The organism is Listeria ivanovii subsp. ivanovii, assembly GCF_900187025.1.
GTDB lineage: Bacteria > Bacillota > Bacilli > Lactobacillales > Listeriaceae > Listeria > Listeria ivanovii.
On sequence record NZ_LT906478.1, the window covers coordinates 293,390 to 318,099 of the forward strand.

General features: G+C 37.5%; 23 protein-coding genes and 1 riboswitch. Of the genes, 15 read left to right on the forward strand and 8 right to left on the reverse strand.

Going from position 1 to position 24,710, the window contains the following annotated elements:
* Window positions 1–262 precede the first annotated feature (262 nt).
* The gene (gene nrdD / locus CKV67_RS01395; RefSeq protein WP_014091798.1) at window positions 263–2,413 is read left to right on the forward strand and encodes an anaerobic ribonucleoside-triphosphate reductase; all 2,151 of its coding nucleotides are present in this window, start codon (window positions 263–265) and stop codon (window positions 2,411–2,413) included.
* A complete protein-coding gene (nrdG, locus tag CKV67_RS01400; RefSeq protein ID WP_014091799.1) occupies window positions 2,406–2,957 on the forward strand; it encodes an anaerobic ribonucleoside-triphosphate reductase activating protein in 552 nt (183 codons plus the stop codon). The genes nrdD and nrdG overlap by 8 nt, the downstream gene beginning before the upstream one ends.
* Window positions 2,958–2,999: 42 nt before the next feature.
* On the opposite strand, the gene CKV67_RS01405 is transcribed toward nrdG, so the two are convergent.
* From CKV67_RS01405 to CKV67_RS01425, 5 genes are all read right to left on the reverse strand, one after another.
* Window positions 3,000–3,674: a Crp/Fnr family transcriptional regulator gene (locus tag CKV67_RS01405; protein WP_014091800.1), complete on the reverse strand. Its 675-nt coding sequence runs from the start codon at window positions 3,672–3,674 to the stop codon at window positions 3,000–3,002.
* 61 nt (window positions 3,675–3,735) lie between these two features.
* Window positions 3,736–4,515 (reverse strand): carbon-nitrogen family hydrolase, encoded by a 780-nt coding sequence (locus tag CKV67_RS01410; protein WP_014091801.1) that lies wholly within the window; start codon window positions 4,513–4,515, stop codon window positions 3,736–3,738.
* Between the two features lie 97 nt (window positions 4,516–4,612).
* On the reverse strand, window positions 4,613–5,275 hold the full coding sequence (locus CKV67_RS01415; protein WP_025279724.1) for a methionine ABC transporter permease: 663 nt from the start codon (window positions 5,273–5,275) through the stop codon (window positions 4,613–4,615).
* On the reverse strand, window positions 5,272–6,288 hold the full coding sequence (locus CKV67_RS01420) for a methionine ABC transporter ATP-binding protein (RefSeq protein ID WP_025279725.1): 1,017 nt from the start codon (window positions 6,286–6,288) through the stop codon (window positions 5,272–5,274). Before CKV67_RS01420 ends, CKV67_RS01415 begins: the two co-directional genes overlap by 4 nt.
* A gap of 14 nt (window positions 6,289–6,302) precedes the next feature.
* The gene (locus tag CKV67_RS01425; protein ID WP_014091804.1) at window positions 6,303–7,124 is read right to left on the reverse strand and encodes a MetQ/NlpA family ABC transporter substrate-binding protein; all 822 of its coding nucleotides are present in this window, start codon (window positions 7,122–7,124) and stop codon (window positions 6,303–6,305) included.
* A gap of 109 nt (window positions 7,125–7,233) precedes the next feature.
* Window positions 7,234–7,351, reverse strand: a riboswitch (SAM riboswitch).
* Between the two features lie 151 nt (window positions 7,352–7,502).
* Here CKV67_RS01425 and CKV67_RS01430 point away from each other — a divergent pair.
* The 7 genes from CKV67_RS01430 to CKV67_RS01460 all read left to right on the forward strand — a co-directional run bounded on the left by CKV67_RS01430 (window position 7,503) and on the right by CKV67_RS01460 (window position 16,318).
* Window positions 7,503–8,684: a pyridoxal phosphate-dependent aminotransferase gene (locus tag CKV67_RS01430; RefSeq protein ID WP_014091805.1), complete on the forward strand. Its 1,182-nt coding sequence runs from the start codon at window positions 7,503–7,505 to the stop codon at window positions 8,682–8,684.
* A gap of 207 nt (window positions 8,685–8,891) precedes the next feature.
* Complete coding sequence (gene yycF / locus CKV67_RS01435) at window positions 8,892–9,605, forward strand: response regulator YycF (protein ID WP_003729146.1); 714 nt, start codon at window positions 8,892–8,894, stop codon at window positions 9,603–9,605.
* 186 nt (window positions 9,606–9,791) lie between these two features.
* A complete protein-coding gene (gene walK / locus CKV67_RS01440; protein WP_025279726.1) occupies window positions 9,792–11,624 on the forward strand; it encodes a cell wall metabolism sensor histidine kinase WalK in 1,833 nt (610 codons plus the stop codon).
* A complete protein-coding gene (gene yycH, locus CKV67_RS01445; protein WP_014091807.1) occupies window positions 11,621–12,937 on the forward strand; it encodes a two-component system activity regulator YycH in 1,317 nt (438 codons plus the stop codon). Before walK ends, yycH begins: the two co-directional genes overlap by 4 nt.
* A gap of 2 nt (window positions 12,938–12,939) precedes the next feature.
* Window positions 12,940–13,779: a two-component system regulatory protein YycI gene (locus CKV67_RS01450; protein ID WP_014091808.1), complete on the forward strand. Its 840-nt coding sequence runs from the start codon at window positions 12,940–12,942 to the stop codon at window positions 13,777–13,779.
* 118 nt (window positions 13,780–13,897) lie between these two features.
* Window positions 13,898–14,728, forward strand: coding sequence for an MBL fold metallo-hydrolase (locus CKV67_RS01455; protein ID WP_025279727.1), 831 nt, complete (start codon window positions 13,898–13,900; stop codon window positions 14,726–14,728).
* Window positions 14,729–14,824: 96 nt separating this feature from the next.
* On the forward strand, window positions 14,825–16,318 hold the full coding sequence (locus tag CKV67_RS01460) for a S1C family serine protease (RefSeq protein ID WP_014091809.1): 1,494 nt from the start codon (window positions 14,825–14,827) through the stop codon (window positions 16,316–16,318).
* Between the two features lie 650 nt (window positions 16,319–16,968).
* Here the strand turns inward: CKV67_RS01460 and CKV67_RS14575 are convergent.
* Window positions 16,969–17,121, reverse strand: a complete 153-nt coding sequence (locus tag CKV67_RS14575) for a hypothetical protein (protein ID WP_014091810.1) — start codon at window positions 17,119–17,121, stop codon at window positions 16,969–16,971.
* Between the two features lie 62 nt (window positions 17,122–17,183).
* On the opposite strand from CKV67_RS14575, the gene CKV67_RS01465 reads away from it, so the two are divergent.
* The 6 genes from CKV67_RS01465 (at window position 17,184) to CKV67_RS01485 (ending at window position 23,077) form a co-directional block, all read left to right on the forward strand.
* Window positions 17,184–18,602, forward strand: a complete 1,419-nt coding sequence (locus tag CKV67_RS01465; RefSeq protein ID WP_014091811.1) for a glycoside hydrolase family 1 protein — start codon at window positions 17,184–17,186, stop codon at window positions 18,600–18,602.
* A gap of 41 nt (window positions 18,603–18,643) precedes the next feature.
* Window positions 18,644–19,489, forward strand: coding sequence for a BglG family transcription antiterminator LicT (licT, locus tag CKV67_RS01470; RefSeq protein WP_014091812.1), 846 nt, complete (start codon window positions 18,644–18,646; stop codon window positions 19,487–19,489).
* Window positions 19,490–19,601: 112 nt separating this feature from the next.
* Window positions 19,602–21,476: a beta-glucoside-specific PTS transporter subunit IIABC gene (locus CKV67_RS01475; RefSeq protein WP_014091813.1), complete on the forward strand. Its 1,875-nt coding sequence runs from the start codon at window positions 19,602–19,604 to the stop codon at window positions 21,474–21,476.
* 109 nt (window positions 21,477–21,585) lie between these two features.
* Window positions 21,586–22,065, forward strand: a complete 480-nt coding sequence (gene rlmH / locus CKV67_RS01480) for a 23S rRNA (pseudouridine(1915)-N(3))-methyltransferase RlmH (RefSeq protein WP_025279728.1) — start codon at window positions 21,586–21,588, stop codon at window positions 22,063–22,065.
* A complete protein-coding gene (locus CKV67_RS14580) occupies window positions 22,062–22,232 on the forward strand; it encodes a hypothetical protein (RefSeq protein ID WP_014091814.1) in 171 nt (56 codons plus the stop codon). The genes rlmH and CKV67_RS14580 overlap by 4 nt, the downstream gene beginning before the upstream one ends.
* A 194-nt stretch (window positions 22,233–22,426) precedes the next feature.
* Window positions 22,427–23,077 carry a DUF998 domain-containing protein gene (locus CKV67_RS01485; RefSeq protein ID WP_014091815.1) on the forward strand — a complete coding sequence of 217 codons (651 nt, stop codon included), beginning with the start codon at window positions 22,427–22,429 and terminating at the stop codon, window positions 23,075–23,077.
* Between the two features lie 447 nt (window positions 23,078–23,524).
* Here CKV67_RS01485 and CKV67_RS01490 read toward each other — a convergent pair whose 3' ends face one another.
* Together CKV67_RS01490 and CKV67_RS01495 are read right to left on the reverse strand one after the other, a co-directional pair.
* Window positions 23,525–24,067, reverse strand: a complete 543-nt coding sequence (locus CKV67_RS01490; protein ID WP_014091816.1) for a hypothetical protein — start codon at window positions 24,065–24,067, stop codon at window positions 23,525–23,527.
* On the reverse strand, window positions 24,064–24,708 hold the full coding sequence (locus CKV67_RS01495) for an ATP-binding cassette domain-containing protein (RefSeq protein WP_014091817.1): 645 nt from the start codon (window positions 24,706–24,708) through the stop codon (window positions 24,064–24,066). The genes CKV67_RS01490 and CKV67_RS01495 overlap by 4 nt, the downstream gene beginning before the upstream one ends.
* Window positions 24,709–24,710: the final 2 nt, after the last annotated feature.

The window sequence follows — 24,710 nt, forward strand, 5'->3', positions numbered from 1 at the left end:
TTGTGTTCATTGTATATGAAAACGCTTTACAAAAACTATGGCAAATTGCACAAAGAAAATTTTTAACTATTGGGCAACATGCCTAACTACCAAAAAAATAAAAAGTTGTAAAGGTGACAAAAGACCTTTTATGTGAAATATTTTCATGCTAATTAATTCTTTAGTACCAATTCAAAAAAATCCTCAGATATCATTATAAAAAATCTTCATCTTGTGTTATATTATTAAAGCAGGCACAATATATAGTTAGTGGGGGATTATCATGTACGTGGAACAACTTAATGAACAAATGGTAATAAAAAGGGACGGCCGTAAAGCAAGTTTTGATTTAATTAAAATTCGTAATGCGATTGAAGCATCTATGAAAGCAATTAATTTAGAGGACGAACCCTTTTTAGAAGAGGTTTTGCTTGAGGTTGTAAGTGAATTACCTAACAAGGCAGATATGACCATCGATGAGATCCAGAATAGCGTCGAAAATACTTTAATGAAATCGACGTATCCAGATGTTGCGAGGGCTTACATAGAATATCGCCATGATCGTGACCATGAGCGTGAGAACATCACAGACATGCACAAAAGCGTAGAAAAATTACTACAAAAAGACAAAACAGTCGTCAACGAAAATGCCAATAAAGATGCAACGGTATTTAACACCCAACGAGATTTGACAGCAGGCGCCGTAGCCAAAAGTTATGCCCTAAAATATATGCTGCCAAAACACGTATCCAATGCTCATCTAAAAGGAGAAATTCATTTTCACGATTTAGATTACAGCCCGTATCACGCTATGACGAACTGTTGTTTAATTGATATTGAAAGTATGTTATCAAAAGGATTTACAATTGGTAATGCCAATGTAGAAAGTCCGAAGTCTATCCAAACAGCAACCGCACAAATTGCTCAAATCATCGCAAACGTTGCCAGCTCACAGTATGGTGGTTGTTCCGTAGATAGGATTGATGAAGTATTATCTGTCTATGCTCGCTTGAATTTTGAAAAACATCAAAAAGATGCAGCAGAATGGGTTGTTCTAGAAAAACAAGAAGGCTATGCAGAAGAAAAAACGCGCAAAGATATTTATGATGCAATGCAAAGCCTTGAATACGAAATCAACACGTTGTATACAAGTAACGGACAAACACCTTTTGTAACGCTAGGATTTGGTCTTGGAAAAGACTGGTTTGCTCGTGAAATCCAAAAGGCTATCCTAAAAGTTCGGATTGGCGGTGTTGGGAAAGACAAACATACAGCGATTTTTCCAAAGCTAGTATTTTCGATTCGTCGTGGAACCAACCTGAATGCAGCTGATCCAAACTACGATATTAAACAATTAGCACTTGAATGTTCCTCTAAGCGGATGTATCCAGATGTACTGAATTATGATTCACTCGTTCGTTTAACAGGTGATTTTAAAGTTCCGATGGGTTGTCGTTCGTTCTTACCTGCTTGGACTAACGAAAACGGAGAACATGTAAATGCTGGAAGAAACAATCTTGGTGTAGTAACACTTAATATTCCACGAATTGCTATCCAAAGTGGTGGGGACAAAGACCGTTTTTGGGAAATTTTCCATGACCGGATGAAAACGGTCAAAGATGCGCTACTTTTCCGTTTAAACCGTGTGCGCCAAGCTCGTCCAGAAAATGCACCAATTTTATATAAATATGGCGCATTTGGCAAACGACTACAAGACGGAGAAGAGGTTGATCAACTTTTCAATAAAGAACGTTCAACTATTTCGATTGGTTACATCGGGCTTTATGAAGCAGCAACTGTATTTTATGGTGGCGAATGGGAAGGCGATGCAGAAGCAAAAGACTTCACATTAGCTATCCTCAAAGAATTAAAAGCATATGCAGACAACTGGAAAGACGAGTATGGCTATTGGTTTAGTGTCTACTCTACTCCAAGTGAAAGTTTGACAGACCGTTTTAATCGTTTAGACAAAGAAAAATATGGTGTAATCAAAGACATCACCGACAAAGATTATTATCAAAACTCATTCCATTATGATGTACGCAAAAAAATTACACCATTTGAAAAAATTGATTTTGAAAAAGATTATCCAGAATTTTGTTCAGGCGGATTTATTCATTACTGTGAGTATCCTAAAATGGTACACAATACGAAGGCACTTGAGGCTGTATGGGATTACTCTTATGACCGTGTAGCTTATCTTGGAACAAATACACCAATCGACAAATGCTATGAATGTGACTTTGAAGGAGAATTTGTACCGACGGAAGAAGGATTTAAATGCCCTAGTTGTGGAAATACCGATCCAGAAAAAGCGGATGTCGTAAAACGTACATGTGGCTATTTAGGTAATCCAATGAAGCGTCCAATGGTTCATGGACGTCATGTGGAAATTAGCAATCGAGTAAAACATATGGAGAACTTAGGTGAATAATCCAAAACCTGGCGAATGGAAGTCGACCGAATTATCCAGAGGCTATATCGCTGACTATAAAGCATTCAACTTTGTGGACGGGGAGGGTGTACGATGCAGTTTGTATGTATCGGGATGTCCTTTCCACTGCGAAGGTTGCTACAATAAAGCCGCACAATCTTTTAAATACGGCAAACCTTACACGAAAGAACTAGAAGACGATATTCTGAAAGATATTGGGCATGAAAGTGTTCAAGGCTTAACGCTGCTTGGCGGGGAACCGTTCTTAAATACCGCCACATGTCTATCCGTTGTGAAGCGAATCCGGACGACATACGGGGATTCGAAAGATATTTGGTCATGGACAGGCTACACTTGGGAAGAAATGATGCAAGAAACCCCAGACAAACTAGAATTATTGTCCTTAATAGATGTCTTGGTAGATGGTCGCTTTGAACAAAAACTATTCGATCCAAACTTAGCATTCCGCGGTTCTAGCAACCAACGAATTATTGATGTACAAAAATCACTTAGCAAACAAGAAGTTATATTATATGAGCTATAACAAAAGACGCTTTCTAGGCTAACTAGAAAACGTCTTTTGTTATCATTGAGTGATAGTGGGTCTTTTTTTCACACAATTATACAATTCTTTATTATGAATAACCCAACAATTATCCACTTTCTCGATTTTACCTTGCTCTGTTAAAATCGCAAGTTGTTTATAAAAACTACTCTTGGAAAGACCACTATATGCAGCGATAATTTTTGTCCGTATTTCTTTAGGAAGTATCACGCTATTTGGTTCCATCATAGTTCCGTGGAATTTCGCAATATTAGCAAAAGAAAGCTCTAATTTACCAGCTGGAATACAATCACTAAGCAGACTTTTGAAAAAAGAATGCCTCGTTAGTTCCTTCATTATGAAAAATTGAAAACCGAAATTTTCAGGAAACATGGAAAGGAAATACTCTAAATCTTTAAAGGAATATTTATAAACCACGCATTCGGAAATAGTTTTGAAAGTTAATTTTTGCATATTTTCTTCTAATAAACTGTAATAATTAACAAATAAGCCTTTACCTAAAATAGTATAAATATTAGGTGAATCTGGACTTAACGATGTGGAAACATATCCATCAATAATTAGATAAACATGTTCTTTGGTAAGCCCTTCTTCATCAATTAATTGTGTACGGTTAGGAATAGTAATTTTTTCAAAACTAATATTACCTTTTTGAGAGAGTTGGATGAATTCCTGATAATTAAATATCGTATTCATTTCTGAGGGCTCCTTGCATTTTTATTTGTCTTACTAAGAATGTGTAACAAGTTTCCCTTCTCTAGTATAACTCAGGACGTCTATCTGTGAAAATAGGAATAATGCCTCTAGTTTCAGCGACAAGGCTTAAGTCGATTTCGGCATAGAGGTTTTCTTCTCCTTCGCCTGCTTGAGCAACCACATTTCCAAGTGGATCAATAACAAGTGAGTGACCGTTGAAATGATTTTGTGGATCGTCACCTACACGGTTTACAGCAACGATAAAAGCTTGGTTTTCAATAGCCCGTGCGATTAATAGCTGTTTCCATTGGGTAATTCGTTCTGCCGGCCACTGAGCAGAAATAAATAATACTTCTGATCCTTCAGAAGTATGTTTCCGTATCCATTCAGGAAAACGGATGTCATAACATATAAAACCAGCGCAAGAAACATCATTTAGTCTGAATAAATTGGTATCATTACCAGCTTCGATAAATAAATGCTCATTCATCAGTTGGAATAAGTGAACCTTCTTATAGGAAGATAATAAACCACCATAACGATCAAATGCGTACATCGTATTTGAAAATTTACTTCCTTCTGAAATCGCTACTGAACCACCAATGATGGCAATTTGATGTTTTTCAGCTAGGTTTGTTAAAAACTCTTTTGTGCGCTCCCCATTTAAATCGGCAAGTCCAGATAATTCGCTTAAGGCATAGCCGGTATTCCACATTTCAGGTAAAATTGCAACATCTGCCCCATTTTTTGCTGCTTCGACAACAGCTTTTTCCATTCGCGCATAATTTGCATCTGGATATTTAAAAGCCACATCCGTTTGACATAATGCCAACTTCCACATGTTTGTTCGCTCCCTTTTCCCTTTTTCTTTTAAAAATAACATAAGCTTGGTGAGCGGTCTATTTTTGACCACTTTTCACCAAGCTTTAAGTATGGAATTAATCCTTTTTTAGACGTCTTGATAAGAAATTACCAAACGATTGTAGTGCTTGAACCATAATAATCAATATAATAATGGTTGTGTACATGACAGTAGGTTCGAAGCGTTGGAAGCCATATTGGTAGGCGATTGTTCCTAGTCCGCCAGCACCAACAAGTCCGGCCATTGCTGTTGCACCAATTAAACCAATCGTAGCGATAGTTAGACCGAGTACGATACCAGACCGTGCTTCACGAATAACAACACTCCAGATGATCTTTGGTGTGGAGATTCCCATTGCTTGATATGCTTCGATAACCCCTTTATCTACTTCAAGTAGGGCGGACTCCATTAAACGTGCAATATAAGGTGCTGTAAATACAACAAGTGGCATAATCACACCTTGAATCCCAATAGTAGTTCCAACAACGGCACGTGTTACTGGAATCATTAAGAATAATAGAATGATAAAAGGTAATGAACGTAAAATATTGATAACCCAGTTCAAAATACTATAGACAACTAGATTTTCTGATTGTCCGCCTTTACGCGTTAAAATTAAAAATACGCCAAGAGGTAGACCAATAGCTAAGGCAATAACAAGCGTAATCCCTGTCATTGTCAAAGTTTCTAAAAATCCCTGCCAGAGAATCGGTCCCCATTCTTCAAAAAATGAACTCATAGTAACTCGACCTCCTCAACAACAACACCAGATTCTTTTAAATAAGCAATTGCTTTACTGTATTCTATTTCGTCTCCTTTTAAATGGACAAGCAGTTTTCCGAGAGTTCCATTTTTCAAATGATCAATTCCCCCAGCTAAAATACTAGGCAAAACATCAAATTTGCGTGAAACGAGTGCAAGGGCTGGTTCATCTGCTTCGTCACCAATGAAATGGAGGGATACCAATTTTCCAGTTGCGATATATTTTTCGAGTAGATCTTGTGGAATATCAAAACTTGCTTCGGAACCAACAAAGCGTTTGGTAGTCGCGTGTTTGGCTTGGGTGAAAATATCTAAAACAGTGCCTTGTTCGACCAAATGCCCATTTTCCATAACGGCAACATGGTCACAAATGCGTTGAATCACATCAAGCTCGTGTGTAATTAAGAAAATCGTGATGCCTAGTTCAGCGTTAATTTTAAGTAATAGTTGTAAAATTGCTTCGGTCGTTTCCGGATCAAGTGCGCTTGTTGCTTCATCGCTAAGCAAAATTTCTGGCTCATGTGCAAGCGCGCGAGCAATCGCCACACGCTGTTTCTGACCGCCAGAAAGTTGGCTTGGATAGTTATTTCTTTTATCCTCTAAGCCAACAATCGATAAATATTTGTTCACACGTATCTCGATTTCCGTCTTTGGTACACCTTCCAGTTGGAGTGGTTTAGCGATATTATCATAGACGGTAGCCGTTTTAAGCAGATTGTATCCTTGGAAAATCATCCCAATTTTGCGACGAGCCACGCGCAGCTCTTTACTTGAAAGGGTAGACAGATTCTTGCCATCAATCAAAACTTGGCCCGCGTCTGGACGTTCAAGCAGATTGATGCAACGAACGAGTGTACTTTTGCCAGCGCCACTATAACCAACGACGCCAAAAATTTCTCCTTTTTTGACCTTGATAGATACGTTTTTAACAGCTTCTACCGTTTTTCCATTAACGTTAAATGTCTTTGATACTTGATGTAGTTCAATCAAATTAAAACAACTCCCTAGAATGCAGGTACTACAGACCCATTAAATTCTTTTTCAATAAATGCTTTTACATCATCAGAATGGTAATATTTTTCTAACGTTTTTACGACTTCATCATCTTTGTTTTCAGTACGGACAACAAATACATTTGGATATGGATTGTCTTTCGTTGGTTCGTGGTAAATTGCGTCTTTATTAATAGAAAGTCCAGCGCCCATTGCAAAGTTAGTATTGATAGCTGCGGCTGCCACTTCATCTAATTGTGCAGGGATTTGAGAAGCTTCTAGTTCAACAATTTCAAGATCTAATGGATTTTCGGCAATATCTTTTTTCGTTGCTTTTTCTTCCACGCCATCTTTTAGTTTAATGATACCAGCATCTTCAAACAATTTTAGACCTCGATATTCGTTACTAGGATCATTTGGAACGGCAATTTTGTCGCCTTTTTTCAGCTCTTTTAAATCTTTAATGTCGTTGGAGTAAATCCCCATTGGGAAGGCAACTGTTTTAAAAGCGACATCTAGTTTGTAGCCTTTATCTTTCTTTTGTTGCTCTAAAAATGGAATCGTTTGGTAGTTGTTAGCATCCAAGTCACCATCATTTAAAGCTGTATTTGGTGTATTATAATCATCAAATGTTTTGATTTTGATTTCTAGTCCATCTTTTTTTGCTAGTTTTTGAACTTCTTCAGCGATTTGTTGGTGTGGTCCAGCAGTAGTTCCAATCGTTATTTCTTTCGTGCTTAAGGCTTTATCATCGCTGCCTCCTCCGCATGCTGCTAATCCTAAAATAAGGCTTGATGCAAGTAAAATTCCTAACCCTTTTGTTAATTTTTTCATCTTTTTTCCTCCCTAGTATGTTGATTATTTATCCAGATTTATTCATAAAAGCAATAAAAAAACTTCTCTATTTAGAATAGAGAAGTGGAAAGTCGAACATATCCAGCTCCTCTTATCTACCAAAACGAAAAAACGTTTTGCTGGAATTAGCACCTTCACTTTACGCTTAAATAAAGTTAGGTTGCCGGGCTTCATCGGGCCAGTCCCTCTGCCGCTCTCGATAAGAGAAAATATTTAGAAAAACCTGTTAGTTAAAAATATACGCATTTTGCTGTGATTTGTCAATGGTTTTTTCTGTTTTAAAAAATCAGACTGGACAAATACTTCAGAAAACTTTACTATTTTAATCAATGAAACTTGTAAAGGACAGGTGCAAAAATGAAAATTTCCAAACGCTTGCAAAATTTACCAGATCAGTTTTTTTCTAGTTTAGTGGAAAAAGTGGGCAAGAAAGTAGCGGCAGGTCATGATGTTATTAACTTAGGTCAAGGAAATCCTGATCAGCCAACACCTGCGCATATTGTAGAGGCACTTAAAACTGCTTCTGAAAAACCCGGAAATCATAAGTATTCTTTATTTCGCGGTAAACATGAATTAAAAAAAGCGGCGGCAGATTTTTATGCACGTGAATATAATGTAACTCTTGATCCTGCAACCGAAGTAGCGATTTTATTTGGGACGAAAACAGGCTTAGTCGAGTTACCAATATGCGTCATGGATCCTGGTGATGTCATGCTTTTACCAGATCCAGGCTATCCTGATTACTTGTCTGGTGTCGTGTTAGGAGAAGTACAGTTTGAAACAATGCCACTCATTGCGGAAAATAACTTTTTGCCAGATTTCACTAAAATTCCTACAGATGTTGCCGAAAAAGCGGAATTAATGTATTTAAACTATCCTAATAATCCAACTGGCGCGATTGCAACAGCTGATTTCTTTGAAGAAACAGTCGCCTTCGCTAAAGAAAATAATATAACCGTTGCTCACGATTTTGCTTATGGTGGGATTGGTTTTGACGGTAAAAAGCCAATTAGTTTCCTGCAAACACCTGGCGCAAAAGAAGTTGGAATTGAATTATATACACTCTCAAAAACATACAACATGGCAGGATGGCGAGTTGGTTTTGCAGTTGGAAATAAAGACGTTATCGAAGCAATCAACCTTATTCAAGATCATATGTATGTAAGTTTATTCCCGGGAATTCAAGATGCAGCAATCGAAGCTCTAACAGGCGACCAAACATGCGTCAGCGAATTGAATAATCGTTATCAAAAAAGGCGAAATGCTTTTATTACTGCTTGCGAAAAAATTGGCTGGCAAGCAATTGCTCCAGCTGGTTCATTCTTTGCTTGGATGCCAGTTCCAGAAGCCTTCACTAGTAGTCGTTTTGCGGACTATTTATTAGAAGAAGTGAGCGTTGCAGTTGCAGATGGTAGTGGTTTTGGGGAATTTGGCGAGGGGTATGTTCGAGTGGGTCTATTAATGGATGAAGCACGTTTAGAAGAGGCAGTTACCCGAATTTCCAAATTGCACCTTTTTGATAAAGTTCCACAAAGTTAAAAGTAGCAAAAAGAGAAAATAGCCTGTAATAATTCAGATAATTAACCGTATGTGTTATACTTAGTTAAGTGGGTCTATTTCTTATTTGTGATGGTTCAAAAAAGACTCACTGAAATGAACATAATTACTTTGAAAAATATGCATGAAACTAAACTATCTGTCCCGGTAAAAACCGGCAAAATCCATGAATGAGAGGACTGTAAACTAATGGCAGAAAAGAAAATCCTTGTAGTAGATGATGAAAAACCAATTGCGGATATAGTTAAATTTAATCTAAATAAAGAAGGATTTGATGTATATTGCGCCTATGATGGCGATGAAGCATTAGAACTAGTTGAAGAAGTCCAACCAGATTTGATTTTACTAGATATTATGCTTCCTGGTCGCGATGGTATTGAGGTATGTCGTGAAGTTCGTAAAAAATATGATATGCCAATTATTATGGTCACAGCAAAAGACTCGGAAATTGACAAAGTTATCGGTCTAGAACTTGGTGCAGATGATTATGTAACGAAGCCTTTCAGTAATCGTGAATTAATTGCCCGAGTGAAAGCTAATTTACGTCGTCATAGTCAAGTGAGCTCCAGTGCGGCAGAGGAAGAAGAAAATAGTGAACTAGAAATTGGTTCGTTAATTATTCATCCTGACGCATATGTTGCTTCTAAACGTGGTGAAACAATTGAACTTACGCATCGTGAATTTGAATTGCTTCATTATTTAGCAAAGCACATGGGCCAAGTAATGACGAGAGAACATTTACTCCAAACCGTTTGGGGCTATGATTACTTTGGTGATGTTCGTACTGTAGACGTTACCGTTCGTCGTTTACGTGAAAAAATTGAAGACAATCCAAGCCATCCAGCGTGGTTAGTAACAAGACGCGGCGTGGGCTATTATTTACGTAACCCTGAACAAGAATAAGCATGTATTGATAAGCGGTTATCGAAGTGTCAAAACTTTGGTGACCGCTTTTTTGGGTATATTCGATTAGTTGATGCTTTTTTAATAAATAAATCGACCTAATTAATACTAAAAATCGTACGTCTCCCCCTGAACATATGGTATACTAATTTAAATATATTACCCCGAATAGGAGTAGAAAGACTTATGCATAAAATGAGATTTTTTCAGTCCGTACAATTTAAGTTAGTTATTATGTATTTGCTTCTGATTATTGTGGCGATGCAAGTAATAGGGGCTTATTTTGTTCGTGAACTGGAAGGACAACTGGAGAAGAATTTTCAAGATTCGATTACAAATAGTATCACATTACTCGATTATAACGCTCGAGAAGAAATTCTGAAAAGTAGCGATAATACCGTAAAGTTACAGAACGACATTCGCGAACTACTCGTTGACTATTCGCGTGCAAGTAGCAATATTATCGAAGTTAGAATAGTAGATGAAAAAGGGAAAATTCTCGGTACATCTAATTTAAATAACCAAGGAATCGTTGGGCAAAAAAGCAATGATCCACTTGTGAAACGTACGCTATCACTTGGCACAAGCTCAGAAGATAAAATCTATAAAGACGAGTCTAATAAAAATAATCGTGTCTGGGTGAATGTTTCCTCAATCAAAAACAAAGGCGAAGTGATTGGGGCTATTTATCTTGTCGCGGATATTGAGAGTGTCTACAAACAAGTAGATGACATTACAAATATCTTTATTACCGGGACACTAATCGCGATGATTATTACAGCTGTTCTAGGCATTTTGCTTTCGCGAACTATCACAAAACCAATCATTGAAATGAAACGTCAAGCCTATGCAATGGCGCGCGGGAATTATAGTCGCAAAGTAAAAGTGTATGGTGTCGATGAAATAGGTGAATTGGCTGACTCCTTTAACACCTTAACCAAGCGAGTACAAGAAGTACAAGCAATGACAGAAGGCGAACGGCGCAAATTATCATCTGTGCTAGCTTACATGACAGATGGAGTTATCGCTACAGACCGTCGTGGAAAAGTTATTCTAATCAACACGCCTGCGGAAAAAATGCTGCGTGTCAAACATGAAAGCGCGAATGGACGCTCAATTATCGATGTTTTAGATATAGGTGATAAATTCCAATTTGAAGATTTAATGGAAGTCGATGGATCGCTCACAATGGACCGAAGCACTGCGGACAAGCCATACATTCTCCGCGCTAATTTCTCTGTTATCCAGCGCGAAACTGGATTTAATAATGGCGTTATTGCTGTTTTACATGATATTACTGATCAAGAAAAGGTCGACCAAGAACGCCGTGATTTCGTTTCTAACGTTTCCCATGAACTTAGAACGCCACTTACTAGTATGCACAGTTATTTAGAAGCATTAAGCGATGGCGCATGGGAAGATAAAGAAATCGCTCCACGCTTCCTTGAAGTAACGCAAAATGAAACAGAACGAATGATTCGACTAGTAAACGATTTACTGAAACTGTCAAGAATGGATGGTGGCAGAGAACGTTTAGAGAAAAGTTTCGTGAATTTCACCGATTTCTTCAATCATATTATTGATCGTTTTGAAATGATGAAAAAAGAAACAATCATGTTCAAACGTCATATTCCAAAAGAGCCAGTTATTATTGAAATCGATGAAGACAAAGTAATGCAAGTGTTAGATAACATCATTTCAAATGCGAATAAATATTCACCAGACGGCGGTAGAATCTCCTTCTACTTGAAAAAATATGAAAATGAAATCGAAGTTAGTATCGCTGACGAAGGCCTTGGTGTGCCAGAAGAAGATTTAGCAACGATATTCGATCGCTTTTTCCGTGTAGATAAAGCTCGTTCACGGGAAATGGGAGGAACAGGGTTAGGGCTTGCCATTGCTCGAGAAGTTATCGAAGCACATGGTGGCCGAATTTGGGCAGAACGCAATAAAACTAAAGGTACCATTATTAAATTTACCCTGCCATACAGTGACTTACCGGAGGATGATTGGGAATGATGAAAAAAACAGGATTTCGTTCATTTGTATTAACCATTTTAGTCATACTCAGCGTAGTCCTAAGTTACTTGATTTGGAAAGGACAACCTGATTATGAAGCGATTAATGTTAAAGAAATAGAAAAAACAACGATTGACAAAACCATGACTACTTCACAAGTTTTCCGACCATACAAACTGGCTGTTAATGCAAATGGGAAAAATTACCAAAGCTTAAATGCGGATTTGCTTAACGAACTAATCGCACAAGGAAAATCATTTAGTTTCTCGGAAGTAGTACTTGCAAACAAAAAGAACAATGAAGAATACGAGAAATTAATTCATAAAAACGGCACCATCGAAATCGTCTATCCAAACAATATTCCGTTTTCTATTTTCGCTCAAATTTTCCAAGTAGAAGGGGAGGGGTTAGAATCAGCTTTCTTCAATCGGATAATTTTTGATATTAATAATACAGATACAGGTTTACACTCCGTTTATTTTGCAAACGACGACCAAGATAACATTTACCAAAGTTCACTTCAAAATAAAGATATTGATAAGATCGAAAAAATTGTCAAAGCGAGTGAAAGTAAACTAACAGAAAACGACAAGCTGATTTTAAACAAGCATAATCTATTCCTTAGTTCAGATAAAACCAAGCTGAATCGAAAAAAATATATCATTGATTCACTGGAAATAAATCAGTTTACAGCAGCACTTTTCCAAGATTCTGGTACGATCAAAAGTGAAGGGAATACTTACACAGATGGATCGAGCGTTATTGAAATGGATACAGAAAATAAAGTATTAGAGTATGTTAATCCATCTCAAGAAAGAACGAATCCAGAAGACTTAAGTAGTGTGAAGCGAGCGGGATTAATTCAAGATAGCTTTAATTTTATTAACGATCATGCTGGGTGGACTGGCGATGGATCGTATTATTTCACTGGATATACCGGCGAAAGTGGGACGACCAATTTTAGTTTATTTGTAGATAATCTTCAAGTTTATAATGAAAATGGCATGGCAGATATTTCGGTCACAGAAGGAATTGAAGCAGTGTACAAGTATATGCGACCATTTTTCCGCTTGGATACGGACGTTCCTGGGGAGAAAAAAGAAGAAACATTACCATCTTCCTATGAAGTTTACGAAGAGCTATCCAATAATCCTAATGTGAGGGCTGAGGATATTCAAGATATCGTCCCTGGTTACCACATGACGAGAAGCGAATCTTCAGGTATGAATCGTATCGTTACTTTAGAACCGACTTGGTTATATAAATACCATAATAAATGGTTCATCTTCCAGTCAGACAAGGAGGGTGAATAATAATGGATTGGCGAAAAACACAACTGATTTTTATTGTTACGCTACTCATTTTAAATGTATTTTTAGCAGTGATTCTCTTCAATAAACAATTATCAGATGATCCAGACACGCTCGGCAACGAGACGCTAGAAGAACGGTTGAAAGCAGATAATATAACGTATCCTGACCTTTCAAGCAAACCAACTAGTGGCGCCATTTTTACGACTGAACGCGCTGCATTTACTACGAAAGATGTTAGCGATTTAACCGGGCAAGCTATCACATTAAAAGACAACAACAAAGAAATTTATTCGATTTTGCAAACACCAGTAAAAGCTGGGAAAAAAGGGAATAACGCCGAATTGAAAAAATTTATGGAAACAGAAATATATCGAGGCGAATCGTATAAGTTTTGGAACTACGATAAAAAAGCTAACACGTTAACATTTAATCAATTAATTAACAATAATATGGTGCTTTTTGATGAAGCGGGACAAATCACGTTCTATTTAGATAATGATGACCAGGTAGTATCCTATGAACAAACTTGGATGGCTAAACAAGACGATTTAAAAGAAAAAACAAACTTGATGTCAGCAACAGATGCTTTAGAAGTAATTTATCAACACGGTGAATTAAAGCAAGATAGTGATGTGGTTTCTGCAACATTTGGCTATTACACTACTGTTCAACTACCATCAGGCAATGTTTACTTCCCTGTTTGGTGTTTTGAAGTGGTACATGCAGACGCTACTAGTTATGTCTTAGTCAATGCAAAAGACGAGCAAGTAATTAATCAATCAGAGAACCAAACCACAACAGCACCAGGAAGTGAATTATCCAGTCGTCAAAAAGTAAAATAAAATAGTAATCAACCTAATCGCGAGTCAGATTAGGTTGATTTTTTCAAGTGACAGCACATGCAATTTTGTCGATTTAGCGTTACAATGAAAGGTATATAAGCCTTTAGGGGGATAAAAGATGTTCGCAAATAAAATTCTAACTGAAAAAGACACGGAACAAATCCGATTTAGCATATTAGCTAGTGGAAGTTCAGGCAATGCTACACTTGTCGAAACAGGCGACCAAAAAATTCTCGTAGACTGCGGTTTAAGTGGGAAGAAAATGGAAGGATTGTTTGCTCAAGTTGGTAGAGAAATGAGCGACCTTGATGCGATTTTAATAACACATGAGCATTCCGACCATATCAAAGGTTTGGGTGTACTTGCTCGTAAATATAAATTACCAATATATGCTAATGCAAAAACATGGAAAGCAATGGACAGTATGATTGGTGAAGTTTCGTCTGACCAAAAATTCCAATTTGACATGGAAACAGTAAAATCTTTTGGTAGTATGCAAGTAGAATCCTTTGGTGTATCACATGACGCGATTGAGCCGATGTTTTACATATTTCATAAAGGGAATAAAAAGTTCGTAATGATAACTGACACAGGATATGTAAGTGATCGCATGAAAGGGCATATTGCAGGAGCTGATGCCTATCTTTTTGAAAGCAATCATGATGTAGAAATGCTCCGAATGGGACGCTATCCTTGGAATGTTAAACGCAGAATTCTTGGAGATGAGGGCCATGTGAGTAATGAGGATGCAGCAATCGCAATGAGTGAAGTTATTACTGATCAAACGAAACGAATTTATTTAGGACATCTTAGTAAAGACAACAATATGAAAGAACTTGCAAGAATGAGCGTAACTCAGACACTGCTGGCAGAAGGAATTGACGTAGGCGGAAAACTGGAGATTTTTGATACTGACCCAGAAACTGCTACTTCTATCTTCACCATTTAAGTTTCACCAATTTGTTAAAGCTTTTTCATCTTTTTTTCATATTTGTGGGTTACTATGAAGTATATAAATGCGAAATTTGCAGAGAGGAAGGAAGACATGGACGAGAAAGAGAAAGATTTAAATGAAAACACAGAAAATGAAAGCACGCCAAAAAAAGAGGTCGAGGATACTTTACATACAGCTGAGAACCCGCAGCCAGTCCAAGAATCTCCTATCGTGGAAGGCGTGACACCAGAAGGAGAAAAGTTTGCTGGCGCGACAGAAGAAGTCGCTGAAGCAAGCTCTACGAATGCTTTTTTTGAAGAAGCAAGTAAGGAACCTACCAGACCAGCACCAGGACCAAGACGTGCTGGAAATGCTGGCGGGGGAGTACCGCCTAATCGTGTAACACCGAGCGGAAGTGGTAACGGGAATGGACAGCCACCTAAACGCGGAAAACATTTTGTAGGATATTTTTTAACAGCGCTTATCGGAGTTATTATTGGCGGATTAATTATTTTCTTTGTTGGTTGGAACAACGGTGACAACGCAGATACAGCGAATAATACAACCGAAAATAAATCTGGCAAAGTGGAAAAAGTAACCGTTAATACGACTTCAGATGTGACCAAAGCAGTAGACAAAGTTCAAGATGCGGTAGTGAGTGTATTAAATTACCAATCATCTTCATCTCTTGATGGAACAACTACATCTGAACAAGAAGCTTCATCTGGATCAGGCGTGATTTATAAAAAAGCTAATGGTAAAGCATACATCGTAACAAACAATCACGTAGTAGCTGATGCCAATAAATTAGAAGTAACTTTCACAAACGGTAAAAAATCAGAAGCAAAATTACTTGGAACAGACGAATGGAACGATTTAGCTGTTCTTGAAATTGATGATAAAAACGTGAGCACAGTTGCAGCATTTGGCGACTCTGATGCATTAAAATTAGGAGAACCAGCAATTGCCATTGGTAGTCCGCTTGGAACAGAATTTTCTGGTTCTGTAACACAAGGTATCATTTCCGGCTTAAATCGTGCCGTGCCAGTTGATACTAATGGTGATGGAACAGAGGACTGGGAAGCAGACGTTATCCAAACAGACGCAGCAATCAACCCAGGTAATAGTGGTGGAGCTTTAATTAATATCGAAGGACAAGTAATTGGGATCAATTCCATGAAAATTTCGATGGAAAACGTAGAAGGCATCAGCTTTGCGATTCCAAGTAACACAGTAGAACCAATCATCGAACAATTAGAAACAAAAGGTGAAGTAGAACGTCCATCACTTGGCGTTTCCTTACGTGATGTGGATACTATTCCAGAAACACAACAAAAAAATGTCTTGAAATTACCAGACGGCGTTGATTATGGCGCAATGGTTCAACAAGTCGTATCTGGCTCTGCAGCAGATAAAGCAGGTCTAAAACAATATGACGTTATCGTGGAATTAAATGGCGAAAAAGTAACAAATTCCATGACATTACGCAAAATCTTATATGGTAATGATGTAAAAATTGGCGATAAAGTCAAAGTGAAATACTACCGTGATGGGAAAGAAAAAACATCAGATATTCAATTAGAAGCAGCAAAAACAACGACATGATGAGTGAAAAGCCATTCTCTTGAAAAAGAGGGTGGCTTTTTTGGTGTGGAAAAGCTGTGTATAGTGATTTTTTTCGGATATAGATATAGTAGAGAACGTAAATTCGGCTACTAAATATGGATGTGATTTGTGGATATGTGGATAAGTTCTGTGGATAACCTGTGTATAAGCAGTGAATATCTTGTGGAAAAGAACAATTTTGATAATTTGATTAATAAATACAGATTTATTTTTGAAAAAAACGTATTTTTTGTGAAAATATGGGACAAAAAAGAAAAATGTGGATAGAAAGCCATTTATCCACAATCCGTCAAATAATGTGGCGGAAATGTGAAAGCAAAAATAACTTTACTAAAAAAAGAAATACGTGAGAGCTACTGTGGGAGAATTGTTTAGCACGATTTTCGGGAATAATAATGGGCTAAAATAGTACTAAAATACACTTGTGGATAACCTGTGGATAGTGAAAATAAGTGAGCATATATATTGTATGGAATATATGTTCGGACACAAAATAGCGAATAGGGCTGTGGATATGTGGATAATATTTGTGTATAACTTGTGTATAAGGGTGGGATAACTTGTGGAGTGGAAAAACGGAAATACTTCTTTTTTGTTTGGAGTATCGTTTTTCTTGCAGGATAAAAGGACTAATTAAGCGATAAAACAACAAATTTAGCTAGAAAATCAGCGTTGACAGAAAGCGTTTTATCTTGTATCATGTACTTAATTAAAGGAATGTCACTGATTCGATCAGGCATGACCCGGAATAAGACAATTACTTGTTGAGTGAAATCTTGCAAGCATTTGTCTAACTCCGGGTCATTTTTTGTATCAAAAAGTATAAACTAGGAGGGATGCACAGATGGAATTTAAAGAAAATAAATCTTTTCCAGCAACTTTTTTGTGGGGCGCTTCTACTTCTTCATTTCAAGTGGAAGGTGCGTGGCAAGAAGACGGAAAAGGGCTATCTGTTATTGATGTAATGGAAAAAAATCCGGAAATAACAGACTTTACGATTGCGGTAGATCATTATCACCGTATGAAAGAGGACGTAGCTTTGATGGCTGAATTAGGAATGAAAGTATACCGATTCTCGATTGCTTGGACACGTATCTTTCCGAATGGAAGTGGTAGCGTAAATCAAAGAGGCGTGGATTTTTATAATGCGTTAATTGATGAACTTTGTAAATATGGAATTGAGCCACTTGTGACGATTTATCATTTTGATTATCCGCAAGCGTTAGTGGAAGAATATGGTGGATGGGTCTCACGTCAGAGCGTAGAAGACTACCGAGCATATGCTGAATTCTTATTCCGGACATATGGCAATCGGGTGAAATATTGGTTAACAATTAACGAACAAGATCATGTTGTCCGCATACCGAGCCGCCTTGGTCTAACTGGGAAAACGAAACACGAGCAGTTAAAACTTGGCTATCAAGCAAATCACCATATGTGTTTAGCAACAGCGGCAGCAATCAAGACATTTCAAGAGCTTGGGATAGAAGGCAAAATCGGTCCGGCGGTATCTTTTTCGATGATTCATCCAGCAACTTCTAATCCAGATGATGTACTTGCAAGCAGTGATGCGATGTTAGTGAAACATAATTATTTGCTTGACTTGCATTGTTACGGCGACTACAGTACACCATTTTGGCAGTATTTATTGGAAAGAGACTTTGCACCTAAAATCAAACCCGGGGATATGCAACTTATGAAAGAAAATCCACCAACAATGATTGGGGTGAATTATTATTTTTCAGAAGCAGTGAAAGCATTCCCAGCGACCGAAGCATTTCCGATTGGTTACCAAAAAGAATCTTTACTACCAGAAGCAGAAGCTGGGATTTTTCAAGTCGTCAAAAATGAAGAATTGGTAGCAACTGATTGGGGCTGGGAGATTGATCCAGTTGGTCTTCGGTTGACACTTCGAGAACTACATGAACGATATCATTTACCTTTAATTATTACTGAAAATGGAATGGGCGCATATGATAAACTAGAGGAGGGAGATATTGTAAATGATGATTATCGTGTGATGTATTTAAAGGAACATATAAAACAAGTAAAATTGGCATTTAATGATGGCGTTTCGGTTCTAGGGTATTGTGCTTGGAGTTTCATCGATGTAGTTAGTGGACGAAATGGAATGGACAAGCGCTACGGATTCGTGTATGTTAATCGAGAGAACTTTGACTTGAAAGATATGCGAAGAATTAAAAAGCGTAGTTTCCACTGGTACCAAAAAGTCATCGCTTCTAATGGGGAATTTTTGTCTTAATTTAACTTTCTTAGATGTAAACTATTGAAGAGGAAAAAAAGATGATAATAAAAAAAGTATTTAATAATAATGTTGTTTTAGTCATTGAGAAGCAGGCAGAAGAAAAAATCCTCATGGGGAAAGGCATTGGTTATCAAAAATTCCCTGGCGACCCAGTTGACTTAACTAATTTAGAAAAAACATTTGTATTAAATGACGATGCAACAGAAGGGAAATTGGCTGCTTTTTTTGATGAGGTACCGATAGAGATTATTAATTTAAGTGATTATTTAGTGAAGCAAGGAAAAGAGAAATTAGGCGCACATATTACAGACAACTTACTAATCCCGCTAGCTGACCATATTAATTTTGCGATAACTCGTGCAAAAGAAGGCATCCAAATTGACTACCCTTTAAAATGGGAAATTCGCCATATGTATCCAGAAGAAGTGGCATTTTCTGAAGAAGCTATCAAGTGGATGCTAGAACATGAAGGCATTACATTACCAAGCGAAGAGGTAGTTCCGATTGCGATGCATTTTGTGAACGCTAGATTTGGTACTGCGGAAATAGAACAAGCATTTGAAATGACTACTTTAGTGGCCAAAATATTAGATATTATTAACTATCATTACCTTATTCAAGTAGATGAAAACTCCTTAAATTATGCACGTTTGATTACCCACTTGCGCTACTTTATTTTACGTCAAATGAAAAAAGAATCTGACATCGTTGAAGAGGCACTCCTTTATGACGTAGTGAAAAGTAAGTACCCTAAGGCTTTTGAATGTGCTTTGAAAGTGAAAAAATTACTAGAAGAAACGATGAACTGGACTGTGAATCACGATGAAGTGCTTTATTTAACGCTCCATATTCATCGTGTAACTACCCGAGAAACAACTAAATAATTTATTACAGGATCGTTACTGTTTGGCAGGCGTGACCTAAATAAAAGCAGGCATTCTTTAGTGTCTATCTTTTGTTTAGGTTTTTTTATTACAAAAGAAGTGGAGGAAAACAATGAATAATCAAGAATTAGCAAAAGCGATACTCGCACTTGTCGGGGGAGAAAAAAATGTCAGCGAAGTCATGCACTGTTATACAAGATTAAGGTTTCACTTAAACAAAATTGATTTAGCGGATAAAGATAAAATCGAGGAGTTACCAGGTGTCATTAGTGTCCAAATTCAAAGCGGACAATTCCAAGTAGTTATTGGCAACAAGGTTTCAAAAGTGTACAAGGAACTTATTAAACTTGGCAATTTTAAACAAGGAGAAAGTGCAGAAATAGAAAGCGATAAGAAAAAAGGGAACATTATTGGTCGTTTTTTTGAAGTTATTTCAACTATTTTCACGCCAATAATTCCGGCAATTGCCGGAGCGGGGATGCTAAAAGGGTTGCTCGGTCTTGTTACGGCATTTGGCTGGGTAGAACCGACAAGTGGCGTTATTACAATGCTGCAAATTGTATCTGACTGTGTGTTTTATTTCTTACCATTCTTCCTTGCTGTTTCTGCGGCTCGAATCTTTAAGACGAATGAGTTTATAGCAGTTGCTGTTGCAGGTGGGATGATGTATCCAATTATTATTGATGGCGCCAAAGCTATAGCAAATGGTGGGCCGACCGGATCTGACCTATTTGGGCTCCCTGTACCGTTTATCAATTATAGCTCTACGGTTATTCCAATTATTTTAGCAGTTTGGATTTTAAGTTACGTTTATCGTTGGGTAGACAGATGGATGCCGTCTTCTTTAGGTATTGTATTTACTCCGACGATTGTATTAATGATTATTATTCCTGTACAATTAATTGTTATTGGACCACTAGGCTCCTATCTGGGTGTTTGGTTAGCAGAGGGGGTTACTTGGCTGTTCGCGCACGGTGGAATCTTAGCCGGTGGATTGCTCGGGGCAACTCGTCCGTTACTCGTTATGGTCGGCATGCATTATGGTTTAATGCCGATTGCAATTCAAAATATTGCTGTACTTGGTTATGACTACTTAATGCCAGTCTTCCTAATGGCTAATATGGGTCAAGCAGCAGCTGCCCTTGCCGTATTCTTAAAAACAAAAAACAAAGATTTAAAAGCAATTGCAGCTCCTTCCACGATTGCCGGTTTCTTAGGAATTACCGAACCAGCAATGTATGGGGTTAACTTGAAACTAAAGAAACCATTTATCGCAGGTTTAATTGGTTCTGGAATTGGTGGCGCCTTTGTTACAGGTTGTGGAGTTACTGGGAATGCGATTGTTTTACCAGGATTAGTTAGTTTGCCAGTATTTATGGGGCCGAAATTTATTTTTCTAATCATTGGAATGCTACTTACGATTACGATCACCATTGCACTAACATTCTTCTTGAAATTTGATGATAAAGATACAACTGCAAAACCAGCAAAACAAACAGAAAGCAAAGCATCTTCCATTGAACACGAAACCGTTCTAAGCCCAGCAATCGGAACAACGGTTGCTTTGAAAGAAGTACCAGATGCAACTTTTGCGGAAGAAATTATGGGAAAAGGAATCGCGATTAATCCGTCTGTTGGTGAAATTTATGCGCCATTTTCGGGTGAAGTAGTAACCTTTTTCAAAACTGGTCATGCACTTGGAATGCGCTCGAAAGAAGGTGTGGAGCTGTTGATTCATGTCGGGATTGATACGGTGAATTTAAATGGCGCTCATTTCCATCCTAAAGTGAAACAAGGCGATCAAGTGCAGGCTGGAGATTTGTTACTCACGTTTGATATTGAGGAAATTAAAGCGGCAGGATATGAAATCATTACACCGGTCATTGTGACGAACACAGAAAATTACTTAGATGTTATTGGAGTGGATGAAAACCAACCGATAAAACCGGGCGATTGGTTGATTCAAATTATTAATAAAATAAGTTGATTTTTGAAAGCACTATTCGAAATGAACGGTGCTTTTTTTTGTTTTAAGTAGTGTTAGGCGCGTGATTTGTTGTATTATAAGAGTACTAATAAAGTTAAGGGTGGCGCAAATGAACATTCAAGTTGTAACAGTAGGAAAACTAAAAGAAAAATATTTAGTGCAAGGAATTGCGGAATATTTAAAGCGTCTTAGCGCGTATGCGAAAGTAAATATTGTCGAAGTTGCGGACGAAAAAGCGCCAGAAGTATTGAGCGAGGCGGAAATGAAACAGGTGAAAGATAAGGAAGGCATGCGGATTTTGGCGAAGATTCCTGAAGATGCTTATGTAATTGCACTGGCGATAGATGGCAAAATGAAGTCAAGCGAGGAATTTGCGGCGGATTTGGATAAGCTAGCGACATATGGCCGGAGTAAAGTGACGTTTGTGATTGGCGGGTCACTTGGGCTGAGTGACGCGGTATTGAAGCGGAGTGATGAGCGGATTTCGTTTGGACGATTGACTTTGCCACATCAGTTAATGAGATTGGTCTTGGTGGAGCAAATTTACCGGGCGTTTCGGATTGTGCGAGGGGAGCCTTATCATAAATGAGTCTACAATTAAAACTGATTATTGCAGCCGCAAAGCTAATCAAGGTGATAGCGATTTCACTAATTGTGGATTTTGCATTAATTCCTGCAATAGCCGGTCGTGGAGAAGAAAGATACGATTGTTGCAATGAAGGCGCTTATGGTGAGTGGGACGAGGGGAGCTACTAAACCGGATGGCTCGGATGCATGAAGAGACTGAGTGTTTGGAGTTAGTAGGATTACCGTACGTGTTCGTCTTGTATCCGATTCCGGAAGCTAATGAGGTTAATGAACGGATTTGGGGATTTGTAAATGAATGATTGGCAGAAGACAGTAGCAAACTTTTTCATACTAGTAAATCAGTTCTCGAAAGGAGAATACAAATGTCTTTCTTAAAAAAATACGGTTTTTACTTTTTAATTCTTGGCGTACTGAGTGATTTCCTAACACCATACATACTTGGATTGTTTTATCCCGGATTAAACCAAATGACGATGATGATAAGCTTGTTTGGGGATGTGGCTAGTCCGGTTCGTGTAGCGTTTTTGGTTTGGTCGGTGGTTTCGGGGGTGCTACTTATGTTGGCTTTACCGGCGATTTATCAAGCGGTGGTTAAAACTTCGCGAAGCCTCGCAATTTGTCTGACTTTAGCAATTGGGTTGTTCGGAATTGGTGATTGTATCTTTACGGGGTTATTTAGCATTGATACGGAGCGAGCGACTTGGACGTTTTCAACTTGGGTGCATAATATTGGTTCAGGACTGGGATATACGGGATTTTTACTTTCTCCACTACTCTTGATGTTGCTATACTGGAAAACAGGCGAGACAGCTTATTGTAAGCTCTATCTGGTGCTTTTAATCATTAGTTTGCTGACAGCCGTCGTTTATGGCTTGGCACAAGTTTCGGCAGTTAATGATTTACCCATTTTGAATAAAATTGGCTTTTGTCAGCGGGTTAGTTTCTTTTTTAATTATGTGCCGATTGTTGTTTTTGGGGTTGATCAGATTAGAAAAGGATATAAGAAACCTTAGATTTTTTGATGTTTTAGGGGTTTTTTGTGGATTATAGTTTGCATAATTCGATAAATTGGTCGAAATTTTCTTGTTTCGTTAATTTTTTTATGGAGCGGAGTTTATTTGAAATTTTTACTAGTTGACGCATTCTTCTTTTATTGTGAGTAGAAGGGCGAATTTGACACGATTTCCGCCCCAGTTGATTGGTTTTGTCTAAGGAACTACGGGGACGGCGCGCTATGCTATGGTTGTCGTAATAGGTGCTAGATAATTCCCCGCGCGTCAAATAACTACCGCATCACAGTAATCAAGCGTAGTTAGGTTTTGGCTACTAAAAAGATTAAATGAAGCGAGTCTCTAATTCAGGACTAATAATATCCGGAAGAGACCATATGTGTATCTAAATGGAGAAAATCTTTCGTCTCAAGCTTTTTTCGTTTGTTCACTTTGCAACGAGGTCTAACTTTATTGTACAGTTACTGGAATATTATACTCATATACGCGTTTTTTATCTAAATTTGACTCAAAATAACAAAAATAAAGTTTATCATTACGAGTTAGTTTCCAGTATGGTGGAATAGCAACTACAAAGATATACTTACCAACTTCACCTGGCTTTAATTCATACTTTTCTACACTCGAATTCTCTGGAGTACCACTTTTATTTTTGAGTTTAGAAAAGCCCAAACAATAGTTTACATGATATCTATTTGACATGAGAACCATATTATCTGAATCAACTTCTAAAACTTTTTTTGATGTGTTTTCAATGGTTAATTCAAGCTCATATAATTGGATATCTTTATTATCTTCTTGAAGACTTGTGCTGATATTAGAGATGGAATATTTCCCTCCTTTGCTTAGTGTAAAAGAGGGTTCTGTTTTCTTTTCAATCTTAAAATTTTCCCAAGGTTTATTGACTTCTTTGTATTGATATAAAGCAAGTACTACTATAATAAAAACGCCAACTATTCCAATGAAATACCACCGATATTTTTTTAGTATCATATCGTATGCACTTCCATGATACCGCCATTTTCAATAATATATAGATTATCGCAAACTTCTTTTAAAAAGGCTTCATTATGGCTGGTCAGTAGTACTAGTTTACCTTGTGTTCGCCATTCAGCAATTAAATTTTTCAGCATGTTGATTCCGTCTGTATCTAGTGCGTTTGTCGGCTCATCTAAAATAATAATAGTGGGATTTTCCATGAACAATTGAGCGATTCCTAAGCGTTGGCGCATGCCTAATGAATAATCTTTCACTTTATTTTTATTATTGGGATTTAGTCCTACTTTGGCAATCGCTTCGTAAATCGTTTTATCAGTTATTTTATTTTGAATAGCGGCGAGTAATTTTAAATTTTCAAAGCCAGAGTAGTATTTGACGAATCCGGGATACTCGATGATAAAACCGGTATCTGATGCAAATTCAATTTTATCATGCATTTTTTTCCCATCAATAAATATTTCTCCTATTGTAGGCTTTAAAAACCCTAAAATCAGCTTAAATAAAACAGTTTTTCCTGATCCATTTACCCCTTGAAAACCATAAACGTTATTTCCACCCATCGTAATAGTAACATCACGGATGACTTCGCGTTTCTTTAATGTTTTAGATACTGCCTTTAATTTAATTTCTCTCATTT

What these genes read in the sequence shown, in the direction of transcription:
- nrdD (WP_014091798.1), top strand. Translation starts at nt 263, where the DNA reads ATGTACGTGGAACAACTTAATGAACAAATGGTAATAAAAAGGGACGGC.
- CKV67_RS01405 (WP_014091800.1), bottom strand. Translation starts at nt 3,674, where the DNA reads ATGAATACGATATTTAATTATCAGGAATTCATCCAACTCTCTCAAAAA.
- CKV67_RS01410 (WP_014091801.1), bottom strand. Translation starts at nt 4,515, where the DNA reads ATGTGGAAGTTGGCATTATGTCAAACGGATGTGGCTTTTAAATATCCA.
- CKV67_RS01415 (WP_025279724.1), bottom strand. Translation starts at nt 5,275, where the DNA reads ATGAGTTCATTTTTTGAAGAATGGGGACCGATTCTCTGGCAGGGATTT.
- CKV67_RS01425 (WP_014091804.1), bottom strand. Translation starts at nt 7,124, where the DNA reads ATGAAAAAATTAACAAAAGGGTTAGGAATTTTACTTGCATCAAGCCTT.
- CKV67_RS01430 (WP_014091805.1), top strand. Translation starts at nt 7,503, where the DNA reads ATGAAAATTTCCAAACGCTTGCAAAATTTACCAGATCAGTTTTTTTCT.
- yycF (WP_003729146.1), top strand. Translation starts at nt 8,892, where the DNA reads ATGGCAGAAAAGAAAATCCTTGTAGTAGATGATGAAAAACCAATTGCG.
- walK (WP_025279726.1), top strand. Translation starts at nt 9,792, where the DNA reads ATGCATAAAATGAGATTTTTTCAGTCCGTACAATTTAAGTTAGTTATT.
- yycH (WP_014091807.1), top strand. Translation starts at nt 11,621, where the DNA reads ATGATGAAAAAAACAGGATTTCGTTCATTTGTATTAACCATTTTAGTC.
- CKV67_RS01450 (WP_014091808.1), top strand. Translation starts at nt 12,940, where the DNA reads ATGGATTGGCGAAAAACACAACTGATTTTTATTGTTACGCTACTCATT.
- CKV67_RS01455 (WP_025279727.1), top strand. Translation starts at nt 13,898, where the DNA reads ATGTTCGCAAATAAAATTCTAACTGAAAAAGACACGGAACAAATCCGA.
- CKV67_RS01460 (WP_014091809.1), top strand. Translation starts at nt 14,825, where the DNA reads ATGGACGAGAAAGAGAAAGATTTAAATGAAAACACAGAAAATGAAAGC.
- CKV67_RS01465 (WP_014091811.1), top strand. Translation starts at nt 17,184, where the DNA reads ATGGAATTTAAAGAAAATAAATCTTTTCCAGCAACTTTTTTGTGGGGC.
- licT (WP_014091812.1), top strand. Translation starts at nt 18,644, where the DNA reads ATGATAATAAAAAAAGTATTTAATAATAATGTTGTTTTAGTCATTGAG.
- CKV67_RS01475 (WP_014091813.1), top strand. Translation starts at nt 19,602, where the DNA reads ATGAATAATCAAGAATTAGCAAAAGCGATACTCGCACTTGTCGGGGGA.
- rlmH (WP_025279728.1), top strand. Translation starts at nt 21,586, where the DNA reads ATGAACATTCAAGTTGTAACAGTAGGAAAACTAAAAGAAAAATATTTA.
- CKV67_RS14580 (WP_014091814.1), top strand. Translation starts at nt 22,062, where the DNA reads ATGAGTCTACAATTAAAACTGATTATTGCAGCCGCAAAGCTAATCAAG.
- CKV67_RS01485 (WP_014091815.1), top strand. Translation starts at nt 22,427, where the DNA reads ATGTCTTTCTTAAAAAAATACGGTTTTTACTTTTTAATTCTTGGCGTA.
- CKV67_RS01490 (WP_014091816.1), bottom strand. Translation starts at nt 24,067, where the DNA reads ATGATACTAAAAAAATATCGGTGGTATTTCATTGGAATAGTTGGCGTT.
- CKV67_RS01495 (WP_014091817.1), bottom strand. Translation starts at nt 24,708, where the DNA reads ATGAGAGAAATTAAATTAAAGGCAGTATCTAAAACATTAAAGAAACGC.